General features: G+C 67.2%; 17 protein-coding genes. 4 read left to right on the top strand and 13 right to left on the bottom strand.

The window, feature by feature from the left end; genetic code table 11:
- Window positions 1–229: 229 nt before the first annotated feature.
- The 12 genes from EV283_RS15790 to EV283_RS15740 all read right to left on the bottom strand — a co-directional run bounded on the left by EV283_RS15790 (window position 230) and on the right by EV283_RS15740 (window position 17233).
- Entirely contained in the window at window positions 230–1822 is a 1593-nt protein-coding gene (locus tag EV283_RS15790; protein ID WP_130326889.1) for a long-chain fatty acid--CoA ligase, read from the bottom strand.
- 18 nt (window positions 1823–1840) lie between these two features.
- A complete protein-coding gene (gene dnaE / locus EV283_RS15785; RefSeq protein WP_130326887.1) occupies window positions 1841–5329 on the bottom strand; it encodes a DNA polymerase III subunit alpha in 3489 nt (1162 codons plus the stop codon).
- A gap of 517 nt (window positions 5330–5846) precedes the next feature.
- Window positions 5847–6326, bottom strand: coding sequence for a glutathione peroxidase (locus EV283_RS15780; RefSeq protein ID WP_130326885.1), 480 nt, complete (start codon window positions 6324–6326; stop codon window positions 5847–5849).
- Window positions 6323–6919 (bottom strand): GNAT family protein, encoded by a 597-nt coding sequence (locus EV283_RS15775; protein WP_130326883.1) that lies wholly within the window; start codon window positions 6917–6919, stop codon window positions 6323–6325. The genes EV283_RS15780 and EV283_RS15775 overlap by 4 nt, the downstream gene beginning before the upstream one ends.
- The gene (locus tag EV283_RS15770; RefSeq protein ID WP_056417089.1) at window positions 6916–7629 is read right to left on the bottom strand and encodes an ABC transporter ATP-binding protein; all 714 of its coding nucleotides are present in this window, start codon (window positions 7627–7629) and stop codon (window positions 6916–6918) included. Before EV283_RS15770 ends, EV283_RS15775 begins: the two co-directional genes overlap by 4 nt.
- Window positions 7622–8872 carry a lipoprotein-releasing ABC transporter permease subunit gene (locus tag EV283_RS15765; protein WP_130326881.1) on the bottom strand — a complete coding sequence of 417 codons (1251 nt, stop codon included), beginning with the start codon at window positions 8870–8872 and terminating at the stop codon, window positions 7622–7624. Before EV283_RS15765 ends, EV283_RS15770 begins: the two co-directional genes overlap by 8 nt.
- Window positions 8873–9477: 605 nt before the next feature.
- Window positions 9478–9636, bottom strand: a complete 159-nt coding sequence (locus EV283_RS19225; protein ID WP_165391803.1) for a hypothetical protein — start codon at window positions 9634–9636, stop codon at window positions 9478–9480.
- Between the two features lie 152 nt (window positions 9637–9788).
- Window positions 9789–10253 (bottom strand): hypothetical protein, encoded by a 465-nt coding sequence (locus tag EV283_RS15760; protein WP_130326879.1) that lies wholly within the window; start codon window positions 10251–10253, stop codon window positions 9789–9791.
- Window positions 10254–10338: 85 nt separating this feature from the next.
- Window positions 10339–12735, bottom strand: coding sequence for an ABC transporter permease (locus tag EV283_RS15755; RefSeq protein ID WP_130326877.1), 2397 nt, complete (start codon window positions 12733–12735; stop codon window positions 10339–10341).
- 10 nt (window positions 12736–12745) lie between these two features.
- Complete coding sequence (locus EV283_RS15750) at window positions 12746–15160, bottom strand: ABC transporter permease (RefSeq protein WP_130326875.1); 2415 nt, start codon at window positions 15158–15160, stop codon at window positions 12746–12748.
- Between the two features lie 103 nt (window positions 15161–15263).
- A complete protein-coding gene (locus tag EV283_RS15745; RefSeq protein ID WP_130326873.1) occupies window positions 15264–15944 on the bottom strand; it encodes an ABC transporter ATP-binding protein in 681 nt (226 codons plus the stop codon).
- A gap of 8 nt (window positions 15945–15952) precedes the next feature.
- Entirely contained in the window at window positions 15953–17233 is a 1281-nt protein-coding gene (locus EV283_RS15740; RefSeq protein WP_242616005.1) for an HlyD family efflux transporter periplasmic adaptor subunit, read from the bottom strand.
- A gap of 127 nt (window positions 17234–17360) precedes the next feature.
- On the opposite strand from EV283_RS15740, the gene EV283_RS15735 reads away from it, so the two are divergent.
- Window positions 17361–18593, top strand: a complete 1233-nt coding sequence (locus EV283_RS15735; RefSeq protein ID WP_130326871.1) for a response regulator — start codon at window positions 17361–17363, stop codon at window positions 18591–18593.
- Between the two features lie 13 nt (window positions 18594–18606).
- A complete protein-coding gene (locus tag EV283_RS15730) occupies window positions 18607–19776 on the top strand; it encodes an ATP-binding protein (protein WP_242616004.1) in 1170 nt (389 codons plus the stop codon).
- Window positions 19777–19845: 69 nt separating this feature from the next.
- On the opposite strand, the gene EV283_RS15725 is transcribed toward EV283_RS15730, so the two are convergent.
- Window positions 19846–20499, bottom strand: a complete 654-nt coding sequence (locus EV283_RS15725) for an outer membrane beta-barrel protein (protein ID WP_130326867.1) — start codon at window positions 20497–20499, stop codon at window positions 19846–19848.
- 225 nt (window positions 20500–20724) lie between these two features.
- On the opposite strand from EV283_RS15725, the gene EV283_RS15720 reads away from it, so the two are divergent.
- Together EV283_RS15720 and EV283_RS15715 are read left to right on the top strand one after the other, a co-directional pair.
- Window positions 20725–21228 carry a TIGR02594 family protein gene (locus EV283_RS15720; RefSeq protein WP_130326865.1) on the top strand — a complete coding sequence of 168 codons (504 nt, stop codon included), beginning with the start codon at window positions 20725–20727 and terminating at the stop codon, window positions 21226–21228.
- A 63-nt stretch (window positions 21229–21291) separates the two neighbouring features.
- Complete coding sequence (locus EV283_RS15715) at window positions 21292–22098, top strand: hypothetical protein (RefSeq protein WP_130326863.1); 807 nt, start codon at window positions 21292–21294, stop codon at window positions 22096–22098.
- Window positions 22099–22298: the final 200 nt, after the last annotated feature.

Genomic DNA, 22298 nt, shown 5'->3' with positions numbered 1-22298 from the left:
ACAAGGAAGCGAGAACCGCACGCGCACCGCACCCCGCCCCAGCTACCCCACGCGCCAGCCACCACCTCATCCCAGCGAAAGCTGGGATCTCCCGGTTCGGGCCGCAGCGCACGCCACGCGAAGATCCCAGCTTTCGCTGGGATGACGGGGGGTGCTGTGGTCGACTCTGGTGTATCAAACCTCAGTCGCGTGGCGAGTCCCGCCGCCGCCGCCGCCCCGCGTCGTCGCCCTACACCGCCACCAGCGCATAATCCTTGAACCGGTCGCGCAGCGCCGTCTTGAGCAGTTTCCCCGTCGCCGTATGCGGCAACTCGTCGACGAACACGATCGCGTCGGGCAGCCACCATTTGGCAACATGCCCCGCCAGATGCGCAAGGATCGCCTGCTCGCCAACCTCGCTCCCGGGCTTGCGCACCACGATCAGCAGCGGCCGCTCGTCCCATTTGGGATGATACACGCCGATCGCCGCGGCTTCGGCGACCCCCGGACACCCGACCGCGGCGTTTTCGAGATCGACCGAGCTGATCCATTCGCCGCCGGACTTGATGACGTCCTTCGAACGGTCGGTGATCTGCATCGTGCCGTCGCCGTGGAGCATCGCGACGTCGCCGGTGTCGAACCAGCCCTCCGCATCGACCGCATCCTGGTCCGCGCCGAAATAGCGCTGGACGACCCACGGCCCGCGGACCTGGAGCTTGCCCGCGATCGACCCGTCGCGCGGGAGGACGGTCCCCGCGTCGTCGACGATGCGCAGTTCGATCCCGAACGGCACACTGCCCTGCTTGCCGACGAGATCGAGCTTCTCGTCATGCGTCATGTCGTCCCAGTGCGGCGGCGCGAAGCCGGCTGTGCCAATCGGCGAGGTCTCGGTCATGCCCCAGAGGTGCTTCACATCGGCGCCCATCCGCATGATCCGGTCGATCATCGCGCGCGGCGCCGCCGAGCCGCCGATCGTCACCAGCTTCAGATGCGCGGGCGCCTCGCCCGTCGCATCCATATGGCCGAACATCGCGAGCCAGACGGTCGGCACACCCGCCGAATGCGTCACGCGCTCCTGGTTCATCAGCCGGCACAGCACCGCGGGATCGTTCACCGCCGAATAGACCACTTTCGCCCCCGACAGCGCGCAGGCGAACGGCAGCCCCCACGCGGCGGCGTGGAACATCGGCACGACCGGCAGCACGACCGCGCTTGGCGAGAGATCGAACACCCAGGGTGCGACCTCGGCCATCGCGTGGATCATCGTCGAGCGGTGCGTGTAGAGCACGCCCTTGGGATTGCCCGTGGTACCGCTGGTGTAGCAGAGCATGCACGGATCGCGCTCGGGCCCTTCGACCCAATCATAATCGCCGTCCTCCGCGTCGAGCCGCGCCTGGAAACCGTCGGGGCCGAGATCGTCGAAGCAGATATAATGGCGAACGATGGTCCATTGCCCGCGCAGCCGGTCGACAAGTGGCTGGAACGCCTTGTCGTAGAGCATCACGCGGTCTTCGGCGTGGTTGGCGATGTAGACGAGCTGCTCGTCGAACAGCCGCGGGTTGATCGTGTGGATCACGCCGCCCATCCCGATCGTGCCGTACCAGGCGACGAGGTGGTGCGCATGGTTCATCGCCAGCGTCGCGACGCGGTCGCCGGCCGCGACGCCGAGCTTTTCGAGCGCCTGCGCGAGCTTGCGCGCGTCGCGGGCAATGCCGGACCAGGTCGTGCGCGTCTCGCGACCATCGGCCCAGTAGCTGACGAGTTCCCTCGCCCCGTGTTCGCGCGCCGCATGGTCGATCAGCCGGGGAACACGAAGCTCGAAATCCTGCATTCCACCCAGCATTCTCGCTCTCCCAAGCTGTTATCCGACCAGAGCGAGCCTCGTTTCAGAGGTCTTCAGCTCCACCTTGGTCACACCGTGCAACGACTCGATGTGCTCCGCAAGTTCGCCGTCGAGCAGGAAGTCGCGGCCGAGCAAGACGCACAGCTCGCCATCGGGCAGTTGCGCGCGGACGCGAACCTCGCCGCGCGCACCGCGATGGTCCGCGAGCAACACGGCCAGCCCGGCGAACGCGGACATGTCGGAGATCGTCACGACGACCTGGAACCGCGCGAGGTTGGCGAGCCCCTCGAATGGCTGGATCCGCTTGATGCTGACGCGCGGCGTGTCCTCGCCGGGCTTGCGATCGAGTTCGACGGTGATGAGCCCGCAGCCGCCGGCCTTGGCGGCTTCCTCCAGATCCCTCGAGACCTGCTCGTCGAAGCACGTCGCCATGAACTGGCCGCTCGCATCCGAACACTGCGCCATCATGAAGCGCTTGCCGCGCGCGGACGTGCGGTAGCGCGCGTCCTCGACCAGCACCGCCATCGTCGCGCCGGCGCGGCTGCCGTCGTCGGGGATATTGAGCTCGGACAGCGCGGTATAGGCGCGCGCGCCGTGGCTATTGGCGATGTGGCGGTGGCGATCGACCGGATGCGCGGAGAAATAGAAGCCGAACGCCTCCTTCTCCTGATCCATCCGCTGGCTGAGCGTCCAGCGCACCGACGGCGGCAGCTTGATCGCGTCGCCCGCGGGCTCGGCATCGCCGAAGAGGCCGCCCTGCCCGCTGGTCTTCTGTTCATGCGTGCGCGCGGCGATCGCGAGGATCGTCTCGGCGGTGGCATGGATCCCGGCGCGGTTGGGGTCGAGCCCGTCGAACGCGCCCGCGGCGGCGAGCGTCTCGAGTTGGCGCTTGTTGAGCAGGCGCGGGTCAACGCGTTTGGCGAGCTGGTCGAGCCCGGCGAACGGACCGTTCTCGACGCGCTCGACGACGAGCTTCTCCATCGCGCCCTCGCCGACGCTCTTGAGCGCACCGAGCGCATAGCGGACGGCGAGCCCGTCCTCATGCGCCTCAACGTCGAACTCGGCCTGGCTCGCATTGATGCACGGCGGCAGCGACGTGATCCCCAGACGACGCATGTCGTCGGTGAAGATCGCCAGCTTGTCGGTCTGATGCAGGTCGTAGCACATCGAGGCGGCGAAGAATTCGTGCGGGTAATGCGCCTTCAGCCACGCGGTCTGGTAGGCGAGCAGCGCATAGGCGGCTGCGTGGCTCTTGTTGAAGCCGTACCCTGCGAACTTGTCGATCAAGTCGAACAGCTCGTTGGCCTTGGCCTTCGGGATGTTGTTCACCTTGGCGCAGCCCTCGACGAAGATCGCGCGCTGCGCGTCCATCTCGGCCTTGATCTTCTTGCCCATCGCGCGGCGCAGCAGATCGGCGCCGCCGAGCGAGAAGCCCGCGAGGATCTGCGCGGCCTGCATGACCTGTTCCTGGTAGACGAAGATCCCGTAGGTCTCCGACAGGATCGTTTCGAGCGCCGGGTGCGGATATTCGATCGTCTCGGTGCCGTTCTTACGCCTTCCGAACGACGGGATATTATCCATCGGGCCCGGTCGGTACAGCGACACGAGCGCGATGATGTCGCCGAAATTGGACGGGCGGACCGCGGACAGCGTGCGGCGCATGCCCTCCGATTCGAGCTGGAACACGCCGACCGTGTCGCCCTTCTGGAGCAGCGCATAAACGCCCGCGTCATCCCATTCGAGCGCGTCGAGATCGACCTTGACGCCGCGCTTGGCGAGAAGCTGCACGCCCTTCTGGAGCACCGACAGCGTCTTCAGCCCGAGAAAGTCGAACTTCACGAGTCCAGCGCCCTCGACATATTTCATGTCGAACTGCGTGACGGGCATGTCCGAGCGCGGATCGCGGTAGAGCGGCACGAGCTGCGCGAGCGGCCGGTCGCCGATCACCACGCCCGCGGCGTGCGTCGACGAGTGGCGCGGCAGCCCCTCCAGCTTCATCGCCAGATCGAGCAGCTTTCGCACGCCATTGTCGTTGGCATATTCCTTGGCCAGCTCGCCGACGCCGTTCAGCGCGCGCTCGAGCGTCCAGGGATCGGTCGGGTGGTTGGGGACGAGCTTTGCGAGCCGGTCGATCTGGCCATAGCTCATCTGCAGCACGCGGCCGGTATCCTTCAGCACCGCGCGTGCCTTCAGCTTACCGAAGGTGATGATCTGCGCGACCTGATCGCGGCCATATTTCTCCTGGACGTAGCGGATCACCTCGACGCGGCGGGTTTCGCAGAAATCGATGTCGAAATCGGGCATCGACACGCGTTCCGGGTTCAGGAAGCGCTCGAACAGCAGCCCCAGCTTGATCGGATCGAGATCGGTGATCGTCAGCGCCCAGGCGACGACCGAGCCTGCGCCCGAGCCACGGCCCGGGCCGACCGGAATGTCGTGATCCTTCGCCCATTTGATGAAGTCGGCGACGATCAGGAAGTACCCCGGAAAGCCCATCTGCACGATCACGTCGACCTCGAACGCAAGGCGCTTGCGATACACCTCGCGCCAGCCGTCCTCGCCTTCCCCGTGGAGCTCGGTGATGCGCGCCAGACGCTTTTCGAGCCCGGCCTCGGCATCGTCGCGGAGCAGCTTGGCCTCGCCCTCGATATCACCGGCGAGGCTCGGCAGGATCGGCTTGCGGTACGGCGCCATCACCGCGCAGCGCTGCGCAACGACGAGCGTGTTGGCGATCGCCTCGGGCAGGTCGGCGAACATCTCGTGCATCACCGGCGCGGGCTTCATCCACGCTTCGGGGCAGCTGCGGATGCGGTCCTCGGTCTCGACATAGGTCGAATGCGCGATGCAGAGCATGGCGTCGTGCGCGTCGCCGAACGCGCTTTCGGTGAAGCAGCACGGGTTGGTCGCGACCAGCGGCAGGTTGCGCTCATAGGCGATGTCGATCAGCGCCTCCTCGGCAGCGATCTCGGTCGCATCGCCGCGGCGTGACAGCTCGATGTACAGCCGGTCGCCGAACAGCCCTTGAAGGCGATCGAGATAGGCGCGCGCGCGGTCGGGCTGGCCTTCCGCGAACAGCCGCGCGAGACCACCCTCGCCGCCCGCGGTCAGCGCGATCAGCCCGTCGGTGTGGCGTTCGAGGGCTGCGAAATCGACATGCGCGGGCATCTCGATCGGGCGGTCGAGATGCGCCATCGAGACGAGCGCGCAGAGGTTGTCATAGCCGGTGGTGTTCTGCGCGTAGAGCGCGATCCAGTCGAAGGGCGTGGCGACGCCGTCGGGCATGTCGGGGCGGCTCAGCCCGAGCATCACACCGATGATCGGCTGCACGCCATCCTTCTTGGCGGCGTCCGAATAAGCCATCGCCGCATACAGCCCGTTGCGGTCGGTCAGCGCGGCAGCGGGAAAGCCCAGCGCGCGCGCCTGCTTGGCGATCGCCTTCGGATCAATGGCGCCGTCGAGCATGGTGTAGCAGGAAAAGACGCGGAGCGGGACGTAACCGGAATGCATCGCTAGCAGGTAGGCGCTTGGGCGTGATTCGACCAGTCGCGTTGGGGGGCTATGCACGCGGCGACGCGACGAACCGAGGCGGGAGTTGCCGGGGGCGCGGGGGCCGTTCGCCCTGCCACCGTCATCCTGGGCTCGACCCAGGATCCAGAGCCACGGGCGACGGACCGCGTGGCTCTGGATCCTGGGTCGAGCCCAGGATGACGAGCGTGTGGGTTGAGGACGGCGCCGGCACGCAAGACGGGCGCGCTCGCGTTTTCGGTTAACATTGTTCTCCCGCGAAGGCGGGAGTCCAGTCTGGGCCCCCGCCTTCGCGGGGGAACATCCTTTTGGTGAGGGTGCCGTCCACCGCCACCGCCACCACCGCCACCACCCCGGCGAAGGCCGGGGCCCAATTGGGGGGCGTTCCTAACTAAGGCCTACGCGTCGTTACTGCGACCTTTCCATTTGGGCCCCGGCCTTCGCCGGGGTGGTAGGAAGGGCCGGGGTGGTAGCCGATGTGCCGGTGGTAGCAGCAGTGCTAAAGCAGCTTTTCGATATCCGCCCGAATATCCGCAGGCTTGGTCGTCGGCGCGTAACGATCGACGACCCTCCCCTCCCGATCGACCAAAAACTTCGTGAAGTTCCACTTGATCGCCTTCGACCCGAGCACACCCGGCGCATCCGCCTTCAACCGCTCGAACAACGGATCCGCCGCCCCACCATTGACGTCGACCTTCGCGAACACCGGAAACGTCACGTCGTAGGTCAGCGAACAGAAATTCGCGATCTCCGCGGCATCGCCCGGCTCCTGCCCGCCGAACTGGTTGCACGGGAAGCCGAGCACCTCGAACCCGCGCGCGGCATAGTCGCGATGGAGCGCCTCGAGCCCCTCGTACTGCGGCGTGAACCCGCATTTGGACGCGGTGTTGACGATCAGCAGTACCTTGCCGCGATACGCCTCTAGCGATGCCGCGGTGCCGTCGGCGGCCTTGACGGTGAAATCGGTGATCGCGGTCATGCAGCACTCCCGTGGCGCGCGAGCAGGTACGTCAGGTTCTGACGCACGCCGGGCCATTCATGCGCGAGGATGCTGTAGACCACCGTATCGCGCAAGCGGCCGTCCGCCATCACCTGATGCCCGCGCAGCACGCCGTCGCGTTTCGCGCCGAGCCGCTCGATCGCAGCCTGCGATCGCTTGTTGAGGCTATCGGTGCGGATCTGGACGCATTCGCAGCCGAGCGTCTCGAACGCATGGGTCAGCAGCATCAGCTTCGCCTCGGTGTTGACGCCGGTGCGCTGCACCAGGGTGGCGTAGAAGGTGCCACCGATTTCGAGCCGCTTGTTACCGGCGTTCATCCGCATGAAGCGGGTCGAGCCGACGACGGTGTCGCCTGCGACCACCGCGAAGGCTCGCGCGCGGCCGAACTCCTGCTCGCGGAACGCGGCGGCGAACCAGCGGTCGGGCGCCTTCATCATCGCGACATTGGCGTAGAACAGGTCCCACAGATCGTCCGCGGACGCGGCGGCGACGAGCGCGTCCTTGTCCTCGGCGACCAGCGGGCGGAGCGTAACGTGACGCCCGACCAGAGTCGGCGTCGCGTCCCAGCTCATGCCAGCCGCCCCTCGTGGAGCCGGAACACGCGGTCCATCCGTGCGGCGAGCCGCTCGTTATGCGTCGCGACCAACGCCGCGGTGCCCTGTTCGCGGACCAGCCGGACGAACTCGGCAAAGACGATGTCCGCGGTATGCTCGTCGAGATTGCCCGTCGGTTCGTCCGCGAGCACCAGCGCCGGCTTGTTGGCGAGCGCACGCGCCACCGCGACGCGCTGCTGCTCGCCCCCCGAGAGCTGGCTCGGGCGGTGCGTGAGGCGGTGACCGAGGCCGAGCTGGGTCAGCAGCTCCGCCGACCGCGCATCCGCCTCGGCGCGCGTCGCGCCGTGGACGAGCTGCGGCAGGACAACGTTCTCGGTCGCGTTGAAATCGGGGAGGAGGTGATGGAACTGGTACACGAAGCCCAGGCTGTCGCGGCGCACCACCGTGCGCTCATGCGCGTTGAGCTTCGACGCCTCGGTGCCCGCGATCTTGATCGATCCCTGGAAGCCACCTTCAAGCAGCCCGACCGCCTGCAACAGCGTCGACTTGCCCGACCCAGAGGGGCCCAGCAGCGCGACGATCTCGCCCGGCGCGATCGCGAGGTCCACGCCGCGCAGCACGTCGATCGTCGCACCACCCTGCGTGAAGCTCTTGGTCAGCCCGCTCGTCTCCAGGACATAGCCATAGGCCTGCTCGCTGCGACGATCGATCGGAAGGCCATTATTCATAACGCAGCACCTGCACGGGGTCGGTACTCGCCGCTTTCCAGGCCGGATAGAGCGTCGCGAGGAAGCTGAAGATCAGTGCCATCAGTGCGATCACGATGATCTCGACCGGGTCGGTCTTCGACGGCAATTCGGTCAGATAGCGGATCGACGGATCCCACAGATCCTGCCCGGTGACGAGCTGGACGAAGTTCACCACGCCCTGCCGGTAGAACAGGAAGACGAAGCCGAGCGCGAGCCCCGCGACCGTGCCGAGCGCGCCGATCGTGGTGCCGACGACGATGAAGATCCGCATCAATCCGCCGCGCGTCGCCCCCATGGTGCGCAGGATCGCGATGTCGCGGGTCTTCGCGCGGACCAGCATGATCAGCGACGACAGGATGTTGAACACCGCGACCAGGATGATGATCGACAGCACGGTGAACATCGCGACCCGCTCGACCGCGAGCGCCTCGAACAGCTGCGCGTTCATCGTCCGCCAGTCCTGGATGATCGCGCGGCCGCCGATCTTGTCCGCCAGCGGCTTGAGGATCTCGCCGACCTTGTCCGCGTTCACCGTCTTCAACTCGACCATGCCCGCCGCATCGCCCATCAGGAGCAGCGTCTGCGCATCCTCGATCGGCATGATGATATACGCCTTGTCGTAATCATAGACGCCGATCTCGAAGATCGCGCCGACGGTGTAGCTGACGATCCGCGGGACCGTGCCGAACGGCGTCGTCTGCCCCTGCGGGCTGAACAGCGAGATTTCCGACCCGACCTGCGCGCCGAGCGATTCGGCGAGCCGCGAGCCGATCGCGATCCGGCCGGAGCCTTGCGTGATCGAGGACAGTGAGCCCATCAGGACCTTGCCCTGGATCGTCGAATTGCGCCGGATGTCGTCGACTCGCATCCCGCGGACCAGCACCGCCTCTGCACGCCCGTTATAGGTGGCGGCGAGCGGCTGCTCGATCAGCGGCACCGCGCTGGTCACGCCCGGCGTCGCACGCGCCTGCGCGACGATATCGCGCCAGTCCGGCAACTTGCCGCCGACGCCCTGCACCACCGCATGCCCGTTGAGCCCGACGATCTTGTCGAACAGCTCGGCGCGGAAGCCGTTCATGACGCTCATCACGATGACGAGCGCGGCGACGCCGAGCATCACCGCGACCAGGCTGATCGAGGCGACGAGGAAGATGAACGCCTCGCCCTTGCCCGGCAGCAGATAGCGGCGGGCTATCATCCGTTCATAGCGGGACAGGATCATGGGCAGCCGGGTTCGATCGTTAGGGAAACAGTTCTGCGGCTCTAGGACGCGGCCCCGCGCGAGGCAACTGCGCCCGCGTGGACCGCCGCCATGGGTATGACCGCACCCGATGGCTAGATTGGTATGTTGCGCAATCGCCACAGCGCGTATCCAATCGTGCCGCCGCACTCGCAAATATCGTGACAAAGCCCGCTGACATAACTAGCAAAAACCTTGCTGAGACACAGGCAACGGCCGTGGTTCGGGGACTGCTTTTACGCCGCACCGAAGGTGCAGAGCGGAAGCACAAAAATGGGGGCTGACGAGCGATCGTCACGCAGGCGCCCGGATCGGCAACGATCCGGGCGTTTGCTTGTCCGGTAGAGTTCATCACCGTTTCTATACTTCGCGGCACCGCTCACATTGGTGGCTACGCCGTCGCATCTGTCGCTTACAGAACACGTCGCGACGATCATTACTATCGACGCACTACATCTTCCGGAGAGATGCCGCGCCTGCATGACGGGGCACTCCGTGCAATCTCGTCTGCTACGCGCGCGCCATCTGCCGTCCCGCACGCGATCGACGCACACGGCACAGACATTCTCGTAACCCGGCCCCGCCTGTTATGTCTTCTGCTCTTCCCCAGGCACGCCGCTATAGGGCGTAGCCTTGTTCTCGCTCGGCTTGGCGTCGAAGCTGTTCGATCGCTTATGGTCGCTGCACGCCCCAAGGATCAGCAGAAGACCCGGCAGCAGGACGCGCATGTGAAGTTTCGATTTCATGATCCCCGCCGCTACGCCCTATCGTGTCGCAACCCGGCATGATTTCGGTGCCTACGCTGAAATGGAAGAGTCAGGCTTCCCGTATTAAGGCGTGGCGAACGGCGCTTTGGCTGCAAGGCCCTGCGCCCTCGCTGCGCCCCCGAGTGAAACGGTTAGTCCGCTTCCGACCCGGCGGCCAGGCGCTCCGCGACCAGCGCGGTGACGACGGCCTGGAGGACGTGGATCGCCCAGCGCTCTGCCGCCTTGCGCGGTCCGGCGTTGATTTCCCCGTCGGTGATGCCGAGGACCGGCGCGATCCCGGCGATATTCACGACGTACAATGCCGTGCCGTACAGTATGCCGATCGTGGCGGGTGACAGCGACGGCGCAGCGCGCTGGATCGCGGGCAGCGCCGCGGCGAACGCGGCCGATGCGCCGAGATGGTTGGCGAACTCGACCGCGCTGGTGCCCGCGTCGCCGATCACCGCCCGTGATCCCGTCACGTCGTCGATCCAGTCGACCGCATCGCGATCGAGCGTCTTCGTGAGCACGCCGGTCTTGCGACCCGCCACCATCACCGCCGTCGTGACCAGGCCAGCCACTAGCCCTCCGGCAATCGCTGCTTTGTACCGCTGCATGTGAAACTCCCGTCGATCGTTATAGGCTGATCGCGAGTAACGCGTCGGCGAACGGAAGCGGTCCCGAACAGTTAAAGCGAGCGGCTCATTGATATCGCAGCGCCCGTGCGGGTTCGCTCCGCGCGACGCGGAGCGTCTGGCCCAGGATCGTCGCTACCGCGATGCTCGCGGCGAGGACGACGGCACCGACGAACAGCCAGGGCGACAGCGCGACCCGGTCGTCGAACCCGGCGAGCCAATGCTCCATCGCGTAATAGGCCAGCGGCACCGCGATCATCGTCGCGATCAGCACGGGTTTGAGAAACTGCCCGATGAGCAGCCGCAGCACGTCGGTCGTCGAGGCGCCGAGCGTCTTGCGGATGCCGATCTCCTTCACGCGTCGCGCGGTATCGAACGCCGCAAGGCCATAGAGCCCGATGCAACCGATCGCGACCGCGAGCACCGCGCCGATCATGAACAACCGCGATCGCTGGACGTCCTGGCGATAAAAGGATTCGTAGAGTTTCTGATCGACCGTCACCGCGGCCGGGGGCACCGCCGGCGCGATCCGGTGCCACAGCGTTTCGATGCGCGCGAGCGCCGGCGCGGAATCGCCCGCGGTCCGGACGACCTGAACCGAGCGATAGCCGCCGTCGGGCCGGTAGCTATAGGCCAGGGCATCGACCGGATCGCGCGGCGTGCCGAACCGCATGTCGTCGACGACACCGACGATCCGAACCGCCCCGGCATCGCGCCCCACCACCTGATCGATCGCGTCCGCGGGACGTGCGAACCCCAGCCTCCGGACCGCGGTGCGGTTGAGGATCACATTTGGCCGTCGCGCGGGCGGATCCTTCTCGCCATTGCCGATGTCGAGTGCGAAGCGGGCGGGATCGAACAGCCGCCCCGCGATCAGTCTCGCGCGGTAGGTTTCGAAAAAGGCGTCTCCGACCGTGCCCTGGACGATCATCGGGGGTTCGCCGGTCGCCCCGGCGCGGTGCATCTTGCCGATCGCGAAGCTCCCGCCGCCTGGCACGATGCCGCTCGTCGTCACGGCCGCCACGCCTGGGATAGCGCGGATCGCGGCCGCGAGTTCGGTCCTCTGCGCCGGATCGAGCGCGCGGTCGCCAAACCCGTTGACGATGATGAGGCCGTCGCGGCCGAAGCCGATATCGGCATTCTGGATGTGGCGGGCCTGCGCGACGAGCACCGCGGTGCCGATCATCAAACTGGTCGCGATCGCGAACTGGAGCACGACCAACGCCTTGCGGACGCGGGCCCCGGTGCGGTCACCCCCTGGAGTCTGTGCTGCGGCGAGCACCGCGGCGGCCTGGAACCGCGAAATCACGAAGGCGGGATAGAAGCCTGCGAGCAGCGTCACGAGCACGACCAGCGCGGCAAGCGGCGGCAGGATCGATCGCGCCCCCCAATAGACGAGCGTTAGACCCGTCCCGCCGATCGCGTTGACGAACGGCAGCGCGATCTCCGCCAGCGTCAGACCGACCAGCGCCGACAGCGTCACGGCGACCAGCGCTTCGCCGAGCAGCTGGACGACCAGCGTGCCGCGCGTCGCCCCGAGCACCTTGCGCATCGCGATCTCGCGTAAGCGCATCCCTGCCCGCGCAGTCGCCAGGTTCACATAGTTGAGCATCGCCAGCAGCAACGCGACCGCGCCCACGGTGCCGAGAACGGTCACGACCGTGCGGCTGCGCCTGTCCGCGAGGTGCAGGTCGGCAAGCGGCGTGATGTCCTCGGTCAGGAACTTGATGCTGTCCGCGTTGAAGCCCGGATCGGGGTGGCGACGGATGAAGGTGGCGATCCGATCCGCGCTCGCGGCATCGGGCAACGACAGGAAGGTCGTCACGCCGTAGCCGGCGGATTGTTCGTCGGCGGCGGGCCGCGCGGGCATCGCCGCGAACATATCGCTGACATAGGTCGTGTTCGCGGGCAGGTTCGCGATCACCGCACCGATCCGGTAGACCGCGGGCTTACCGTCGCGCGCGACCGTCAACGTACGGCCCAGCGCGCTGGCCCTGCCGAAATAGGTCTCCGCGACCATGCGGGTGACGACGATGCCATCGGGCCGTGCGAGCGTGCTCGCGATATCGCCCTCCAGGACCGGAGACGGAAAGATCCGGAAATAGCCCGGATCCACCAGCGCCAGCCTGGCCGTGGCGCTGCTCTGCCCGGTCAACACCGTGGCGGTGTCGTACGGTGTCATCCGGACGCCGACGAGCCCGGGAAACGCGGCCCTGAGCTGCGCGAGCAGCTCGGGCGACGAGGGGATCTGAAACCGCGGATTGCCCGGAAACTGGATGCTGCGCTCCACCTTCCACACCCGCTCCCACCCCGGCAGCACGCGGTCATAGCCCGTCTCGAACCGCACGAAGAGGAAGAGCACCAGGAACACGGCAACGCCCAGCGCGAGCCCGCCGATGTTTAGGATGGCGTACAGACGATGCCGGGCGAGCGACCGGTACAGGGTCGGCAATGCAGCGTGCATAATGATGATCCTATTCGTAGCGCAGCGCGCGCGCGGGCTCGGCGCGCGAGACGCGCCACGCCTGGCCGAGGACGGTGGCGCTCGCGATCAGCACCGCGGCGAGCGAGGCGGCCAGGAAGAAGACCGGTGACAGCGCGATCCGGTCGTCGAACCCGGCCAGCCAGCGTTGCATCGCGACATAGGCGAGCGGCCAGGCGAGGACGTTGGCCAGGATCACCGGCCGCATGAACTGCCCGATCAGCAGCGTGAGCACATCCGCGGTCGACGCCCCGAGCGTCTTGCGGATGCCGATCTCCTTGACGCGCCGGGTCGTGTCGAACGCGGCGAGGCCGTAGAGCCCGATACAGCCGATCGCGATCGCCAGGACCGCCCCGATCGTGAACAACCGCGAGCGCTGCGCATCCGCCTTGTAATAGCGCCGGAACAGATTGTCCTCGACCGAGCGCGCCTCGAACGGAACGCCGGGCACGACTCGCTTCCACGCCGCCTCCATCGCGGTCGCCATCGCCTCGGGATCGCCGGCATAGCGCACCGCGGCATAGGGCGAGAGGATGTCGATGCTGTTGTAGCTATAGGCGACCGGATCGACCGGATCGCGCGGACTGCGGAACCGCACGTCATCGACCACGCCGATGATCGTCGACGGCCGGCTGCCGTCGCTGATTGTCTGCCCCAGCGCTGCGGCGGGCGAGGTGAACCCTAGGGCGGTCGCCGCCTTGCGGTTGATCACGATATTGGGCCCGGTCCGCTTGCGCTGCTCGAGCGTCAGCAGCGCGCGATCGTCGGCATGCGCGGCATCGAACAGGCGACCGGCGATCAGCCGCGCGCCATAGACCCTGAAATAGTCGCGGCCCGTATCGACATCCATGACCGACGTCTTCACGCTGGAGCCGCCCGGCCGCGTATAGCCCGAGAAGTTCGTCGTACTCTGGTCGCCCGGCGCGTTGTTGCCGACCGTGACACCGGTCACGCCCGGCACCGCCGCCAGGGCGCGCAGGATCGCCGCGCGTTGCGGCGCATCGATCCCGCCCGTCATCAGCGACCGCACGATCATCAGCCCGTCGCGCCGGAACCCGAGATCGGCGTCGCGCATATGCGCGGTCTGCGCCAGCATCGTCGCGGTCGCGATGGCGAAGGCGATCGCGATGGCGAACTGGATTACGACCAGTCCGCCGCGCAGCCGTGCCCCGGCGCGACCACCGCCCGGCGCGCGCGTCGACGCGAGCACCGCGGCAGGGCGGAAGCTCGACAGCACGAAGGCGGGATACAGCCCGGCGACGAGCGCAATCCCCAAGATGAGCGCCAAAAGCAGGGGCAGGATGCCGTCTGCCCCGAGATACCTGATCGCGAGCTTGGTCCCGCCGAGCGTGTTGACGAACGGCAAGGCGATCTCGGCGAGCGCCAGCCCGATCAACGCGGCCACCGCGACCGTAGCGAGCGCCTCGCCCAGAAACTGTCGCATGAGCGACCGGCGCGTGCCGCCGAGCACCTTGCGCATCGCCACCTCGCGCGCGCGGAGCCCCGCCCGCGCAGTCGCCAGGTTGACGTAATTGACGATCGCGATGAGCAACGTCAGCAGCCCGACCGCGCCTAGCGTCGTCACGATCGCGCGGTCGCCGGGGGTGTACAGGTGCATCGCGGTCATCGGGCGCAGCGACTGGAAATACTCGCCCTTCTTGATGTTGCCGCTCGCATAGGCGTGCGCGTCGAGGAACGAGGGCAATCGCGCCTCGAACACGCGTGCCGCCGCGACATCGGGAAAGTGCAGGATCGTCGTCAGCGATGCGCTGCCCCAGTGATCCCACCATTCGTTGCCGAACCGCGCACGGACGAGTTGCGCGAACATCTCGCTCTTGAAGGTCACGGTGTCGGGCATGTCGCGCAGCACGGCGCCGATCCGATAGGGATAGGTCTGGCCATCGATCGACAGCTGCAGCGTCTGGCCGATCGCCGACTGGCTGCCGAAATATTTGCGCGCGGCGGCCTGCGTGACGACGAGCCCGTTGGGATCGGCGAGCGTGGCGGTCGGGTCGCCCTCGACCGCGGGATAGCGCATCAGGTCGAAGAAGTTCGGATCGACCGCGGCCAGATCCTCGGCGGTCGCCTGCGCCCCTTGCCGAACGGTCGCCGCGACAGCGGAATAGCGCGTGCCGACCAGTTGCGGATAATCGGCCTTCAGGATCGTCAGTTCGCTGCCCAGCGTGTCGGAGCTGGTGTCGGCAGGATAGCCGGGCATCGCATAACGCTGCTCGAGCACCCAGAGCTTGTCCTGGTCAGGCAGCACGCGGTCGAACCCGGTCTCGAATTGCACGAACAGGAACAGCACGAGGAACGTCGCGATTCCCAGCGCGAGGCCGCCGATGTTGAGTGCGGCGAACAGGCGGTGGCGCGTCAGCGACCGATAGAGGCTGGTGAGAACGGACACGGGCGGTTCCTTCAGGCGTCGCGCGCGGCTTTGGTCGCGGCGAGATGGCGGACGAGGACGATGACCAGCAGCAGCAACACCAGCGTCCCGAGCGACCGGCGGATCATGCCACGCGCCGCGCGGACGACAGGATACGACCGTCGAGCATGTGCACCGTGCGCTTGGCGATATCGGCATGCGACGGGCTGTGCGTGACCATCACGATCGTCGCGCCCTCCGCGTTCAGCTGGCCGAGGATGTCCATCACCTGCGCGCCGTTCTCGGTATCCAAATTGCCCGTCGGTTCGTCTGCCAGGATCAGCCGCGGTTCGCCGACGATCGCACGCGCGATCGCCGCGCGCTGCTGCTGCCCGCCGGACAGCTGGTGCGGATGGTGGCGCTGGCGGTGCGCGATGCCGACGCGGTCCATCGCCGCCGCCACGCGGTCCTTCTTCTCCCGCGCGGGCATCGATCGATAGGCGAGGCCAAGCGCGACATTCTCCGCGATCGTCAGTTCGTCGATCAGGTTGAAGCTCTGGAACACGAACCCGAGCCGATCACGGCGCAGCTTGGCCAGGTCAGCCTCGGGCGCGCGCGCGATGTCGGCGCCCTCGAACAGGTAGCGGCCATCGGTCGGCCGATCGATCGTGCCGATGATGTTGAGCAAGGTCGACTTGCCGCATCCCGACGGTCCCATGATCGCGACGAATTCGCCCGCCTCGACCGCCAGGTCGATCCCGCCGAGCGCGGTCGTCTCGATCTCGTCGGAGGCATAGGTGCGGCTGAGGTCCTGAAGATGGATCATGATCGGTCCTATCGGATGAGAAGCGTCTGGAAGGGGGCGTAGGTGTTGAGCGCGGTCGTCACGATCCGCTCGCCGGGCGCGAGGCCGGAGACGATCTCGACCTGATCGGGATTACGCCGGCCGGTGACGATCGCGCGGCGCACCGCTCTGGCGTCGCCGTCGAGCACGAACACGGTGGTCCCGCCCGCGTCGAGCCAGCCGCCCGACGGCGCGACCACCGCGGGTCGATCCGCACCGAGCACGAGCCGCACGTCGAGCGTCTGGCCGCGATTGAGCCCGGTCGGCGCCGCGCCGCGAAACGCCAGTTCGATACGAAACCGGCCCTCAGTTACCTGCGGCAGGACCTTGAGCACCGCCATCGGGTAGCTCCGCCCGTCGAGATCGGCGGTCGCGGCGAGCCCGGTGCGGACACGCCCCAGATAATATTGATCGACGTCGGCGGTCAGCTTCCACTGTCCCTCCGAATCGATCTGCCCGACCGGATCGCCGCTCTTGAGCGTCTGTCCCGGCTGCAGCGTGAACGCGGTCAGCCGGCCTGCGACCGGCGCGCGCAGCACGAGCGCGGACAGGCTCGCGCGCACCATCGCGAGGCTTTCGCGCAACTGCCGTGCGGTCGCGGCGATCCCCGCGGACTGATCCGCGAGCGTCGCCCCCGCCTGCGCCATGCCGGTATCGAGCGCGGCGACGCGCGCCGCCTGGAACGTCACGTCCTGGCGTACCGGATCGATCGCGGCGCGCGTGATGATCCCCTTCTCGAACAGCACCTGTTTCTGCGCGAGCAACGTCTGCGCCTTGGACAGCGCGTTGCGCGCGTCCGCGACGTCGCGGCCGCTGGTCTGGCGCGCGGTCTGCACCGACAGCCGCTGTCCGCTGATCGCACTCAACTGTCCGGCGATATCGGCAGACCGGCTGGCGACATCGAGTTCGAGCGAAGGATTCGACAGCCGCGCGAGTGGCGTGCCCGCGGCGACCATCACGCCGTCGCTCGACGCGATCTCGGCGACCTGCCCGCCCGAGATCGCGGTCACGAACACGGTGCGCAGCGGCGCCACCTCGGCCCGCAGCGGCACGAAATCGCGGAAGGGCGCGCGCGTGACCTCTCCGGTGCGGATCGCCGCGGCATCGACGGTCAGCGCATTGGCGCCCGGCATCAGCAACCACAGCATCGCGGCTACGACGACGATCGCGAACAGGATCGCGGCGCGCACGATGCGCTTGCGCCGCTTCGCGTGCGGGCGCTCGATGCGCCGATCCATCGCGGCGCCGGTTCCGGCCAGGGTTTCCGTCATACGGACAGTGTACGCGACCGTCGGACGATACCCTAAGATACTGGTATTGTTCGAGAGTTCGTGATCAGTTTGGATGAACGAACACCATAACTGTACCGACTGTCCGTTTCCGGACACTATGGCGGGCATGTCAACCGAATCGCACATCCTCGTCATCGACGACGATCCCGACATCGCCAAGGCGGCACGGCTGTTGCTCGAGCGGCACGGGATGCGCGTGTCGACCGCGGCCGACCCGGACTCGGCATGGGTCCTGCTGGCAGGCGAGCCGGTCGACGTCATCCTGCTCGACCTGAATTTCGCGCGCGGGCGGACGAGCGGCGACGAGGGTTTCGCGATGCTCGACCGGCTGATCGCGGCGGATGCGCGCGCAGTCGTGATCGTCGTCACCGGGCATAGCGGGATCGCCGTCGCCGTGCGCGCGATGCGCAGCGGGGCGGCCGATTTTGTCATCAAGCCGTGGCACAACGAACGCCTGCTGACGACGGTCGAACGCGGCGTGGCGCTGCGCCGCGCGAGGCTGGAAACCGCGGCAATCCCGCCGGTGTCGGGCGGCGTCCTGCTCGGCGACAGCGCGGCGATCGCCCGCGCGCGCGACATGATCGGACGGATCGCGCCCACCACCGCGCCGATCCTCGTCCACGGCGCCGCGGGTACGGGCAAGACGCTGCTGGCACAGCTGATCCATCAGGCCTCGGCGCAGTCGCACGGGCCACTCGTCACGCTGGATGCCGAGGCGGCAGACGCGGCAAGCATCGCCGGTTGCGCCGCCGATGCGGCGGGCGGGACGCTGGTGATCGATCATATCGACCGGCTCCCGCGCACGCTGCACGCCGATCTGCTGCGCAGCCTCGGCACCGTCCGCACGGTGGCAACCACGCGCCGCGACGGCGAAGGGCTGCGCACGGCGATAAGCGAGGATCTGCTCGACCGGATCGGCACGATCCCGATCGCGCTGCCGCCGCTTGTCGAGCGCGGTGACGACGTGCTGCTGCTCGCGCGGCATTTCCTCGCGCTCTTCGCCTATCGCCACGGCAAGCCCAACCGGCCGCTCGGTGACGATGCCGCACAGGGAATCGCGGTGGATCGCTGGCCGGACAATATCCGCGGCTTGCGGCAGGCGATGGAGCGCGCGGTGCTGCTCGGCAACGGCGATATCTACACCGCAGGCGACGTCCTGCGCTCGCCCGACGTGACCGCGCCGCAGCCGCTCGCGCCGGATCTGTCGCTGGCACGCAACGAGGAAACGCTGATCGCCGCGGCGCTCAACCGCCACGCCTTCAACGTGAGCCGCGCCGCCGCCGACCTCGGGCTGACGCGCGCTGCACTCTATCGACGAATGGCGCGCCATGGCCTCTGACCGGGTTCGCCGCATGCTCCGCACGTTGGTCGTCGCCGTGGTCGGTGCCGCCGGCGCGGTTGCCGGCACGCGCGGCCTCTATGCGACGGCGGTGCTCGCCGCGCTGATCGCGGTGTGGACCGCCGCGCTCGACCTGGTCGACACCCGCCCGCAGCGCGCGGTGCCCCCCCCCCCTGCCCCCGTTTCCCCCGGCGAGGAGGAGCGGCGGCGCCTCACCGCCTATCTCGACCTGTCCCCCGCCCCGCTGGTCGCGCTCGACGATGGTCGCCTGCACGTCGTCAACCGTGCCGCGCGGCATCTGCTCGGCGCAAACGACAGGGTCGTCGATCCGCCCGAGGGCCTTGTCGCAGCGCTCTCCGACACCCGCCCCGGCCGCACCGCCACGATCGACATCGGCCGCGACGCGCATGTCCGCAGTTTCGCGCTGGCCACCAGCGACCTTGCCCTCGCAGGGCGGATGACGCGGATCGGCGCGCTGATCGATATCGATGCCGAGCTGAAAGGGGCCGAGGCCGCGGCGCTGCGCGATCTCGTCCAGGTGCTCAGCCATGAAATCGTCAACGCGCTGACCCCGATCGCCTCGCTCGCCGAGACCGCGGTCGCGATGCTCGACGATCCGGACCCCGCGCTGCCCCAGGTACGCGATGCGATTCTGACGGTCGCGCGTCGCGCCGCCAGTCTCCACCGCTTCGGGGAAAGCTATCGCGCGCTCGCCAAGCTCCCGGCACCCGCCCCGGGCCGTATATCCGTGCCGCCGTTCGTGAGCGATCTCGAGGCGCTGTTCGTCACCCGCTGGCCGACGATCGCGTTCAGCACGGACCTGCGCGAGGCACCCGCGCATATGCACGCCGACCCGGATCAGCTGACCGCGGCGTTCTGGGCGGTCCTGCAGAACGCCGCCGAAGCGTTGCACGCCACGCCCGCCCCGAGCGTCACCCTGTCGATCCGCGCGCAGGTCGGGCAAACGCTGGTCACGATGACGGATAACGGGCCAGGCATTCCGGTCGGCAACCAGAGCGACATCTTCCGCCCCTTCTTCACCACCAAGAAGGAGGGGTCCGGCGTAGGACTGGCCCTCGCGCGGCAGATCCTGCGCGGCCACAATGGCGATCTGACGCTCGCGCACTCCAGTGCGGGCGCGACCCGTTTCGAGAGCATGGTCCCGTCGATCGCGGCCGGCTGACCGCGCCTGGGCTTACCGCAGGACCAGCATGACGTCGGCAACCCCGACGCCATACTGGTCACGGTCACATCAGAAGCGAACGCCCATCGCATAGACGATCTGCTGCCGGGTCGGCTTCAGGCTCGCGGTCAGCACGTCGGTTTCCGCCGAGACACGACCATAGTTGGTGTAGACATATTCCAGCCGACCATAGACGCCGCTGCCGACCGAGGCTTCGATACCACCGCCCACGTGGAAGCCGTCGAACGTACGGCCGACATTCTCGTCGGGAAGAATGAATTCATAGTCGCGGTAATCGACCGATACGCGGCCATTCGAATATCCGCCCTTGCCATAGATCAGGAACTTCTGGTCCAGGACGACGCCTACGCGAGCGCCTGCCGTAATGTTGCGCCCCGCGCGCACGCAAAGCCGATCCGCACCGTACAGTTCACCGCAGGCCTTGACCGTGGAACCCTCGAGGCCAGCATAGGCACCGATGACCATCTTGTTGTCGGGGCTGAAATCGTAACCGACTTCGCCACCGTAAGACACGCCGCTCTTGTCGGCCGATTGGCTGACGCTGTTGCGCCCGTCCTGCAAGGTCGCGCGAATATCGGGGTTATCCCAACCGGCGCGCAACTCTATGCGCGGCCCGTTGAACGTCTGGACGATGTCTTGCGCCGAGGCCGACGTGGATACGAAGGCAGCCGCGACAACGGCTCCCATGGCAACGATCTTCATTGATTCCTCCCGTAGCGAGCGCGATCGCCAGCTCCGGCCTTAAAAGCGGAATTGGATTAACAAACTGAATAAAATGGTACTATTTCCGTCCAAAAGCGGCACTTGCGCGAAATCGGTGCAGCGCGACGCAGCGAGTAGATCGTCCAACGCGTCGCGTCGCGCTCCTACCGACAAACCCGATGGCTGCCGCACGGTGTCAAATCAGTAATTCTGAGAGCAAATATTATGGCTAAAGAGCCGACATGGCTGAAGGCAGCCAGGTCAAAATTGGGCACCAAAGAGGCTGACGGATCCGCAAACAGCGCGACCATTCTCGGCTGGGCGAAGCGGCTTGGCACGAAAGTGCTGGGCATGGTCTACAACGCCGACAGCGTGCCGTGGTGCGGCGTGTTCGTCGCCTATTGCCTGCAGGAGGACGGGATCGCGCCGGTAGCGATCGCCGTGCGCGCGACGTCGTGGGCGACATGGGGTCAGGCGCTTCGCCCCGAACGCCTGGCGCCCGGCGCGGTGCTGGTATTCGAACGTCCGGGCGGCGGTCATGTCGGCTTCTACGTCGGCGAGGATGATGCGGCGTATCATGTCCTCGGCGGCAATCAGGGCGATGCCGTCACGATCGCAAGGGTTGCCAAGGATCGGTGCATCGCGCGGCGCTGGCCGGACGGCCGCCCCGTCATCGGCAAGCCGGTCCAGATGGCGGCCCGCAAGCCTATCTCGACGGACGAGGCATAGTGGACGAAACCGGAGCTTAACGATCGCGCGGTACGGCGGCGCGTTCTACTTCAAGGATCCGCGATGAAGCGCCTCTGGTCTTGCGTCCTCCTACTCGCGATCGCGCAGCCGGCCTGGGCCCGCGGCGATGATGCGCCCTATTATGGCCCGATGAAGCGACGTGGGATCGGCTTCGAGATCGGCTACAAGGACAGAACCGAAAAGGACGGATCATGGCGCATCGACGCCGCGATCCACGCTCGCGGCGATGCGATCGACATGGCGCTGTACCGCGCCGCCGAGCGTGCCCATGACCTGGGCTACCGTTATCTGTTCCTGCTGGGGGGCAGCGAATCCAGGTCGCCCGGACTGAACATGGCGACGGTCTATGCCCGACCGAGCCACGACGCGGGGCCGCCGATCGGCTGCCGGTCCAGGAAGATGACAAGTTGCTACACGGCCGACGTGCTCGAGATCCTGCGCATCCTCGGCGGCACGGACGGGTCTCAGCCAGGGGTCCCGATCTTGGCAAGCCACGACGCGTTCGGTCGGGAGGTGTATCTGTCGGGCTATGGAACGGGGGGTGTCGCGTCGCTGGTACCCGGCGGCATCGCGCGCAGCATCATGACGACGATCGTCGATGGCGGAACCTATATTCGGGGCGCGAACCTCCGGCCATCCGGGCGTGCGGTCGACCCTGTCGCCGGCGCTGCCCTGCCTTTGCCCGCGCCCACCGCGATCGTGGCGCCTCCGGTCTTCAAATACGTGCCGCCCAGCAGTTCGCCCCCCTCCGCCGAGGTCGAGGCCGATGCGCGGTTCGACCAGGCGCTCAAGGCAGCCCAGCCCGTGCGCGGACGGGATCCAAAACTTGGCTGGACGATCAGCGATTGATCGAACGGGTTGAACGCGGCGATTGGTTCGTCAGCGTACCACGGTGCATTTGGTCCTCGTCGCGGTAGCTTGCGAAGGGTGTGATGCTGCCAATCCGAGATCGGGACTTGGCTGGCAGCCGTCCCCTATGGAGCCATTCGTACCGAACTGCCCGGACAACCCGACCAATAGAAAATCATGCTTTTAGTCATACTTGCCGC

Origin of the sequence: Sphingomonas sp. BK036 (assembly GCF_004216825.1) — a bacterium.
In the GTDB taxonomy this organism is placed as follows: Bacteria; Pseudomonadota; Alphaproteobacteria; order Sphingomonadales; family Sphingomonadaceae; genus Sphingomonas.
This window is presented reverse-complemented; position numbering and strand designations above follow the sequence as displayed.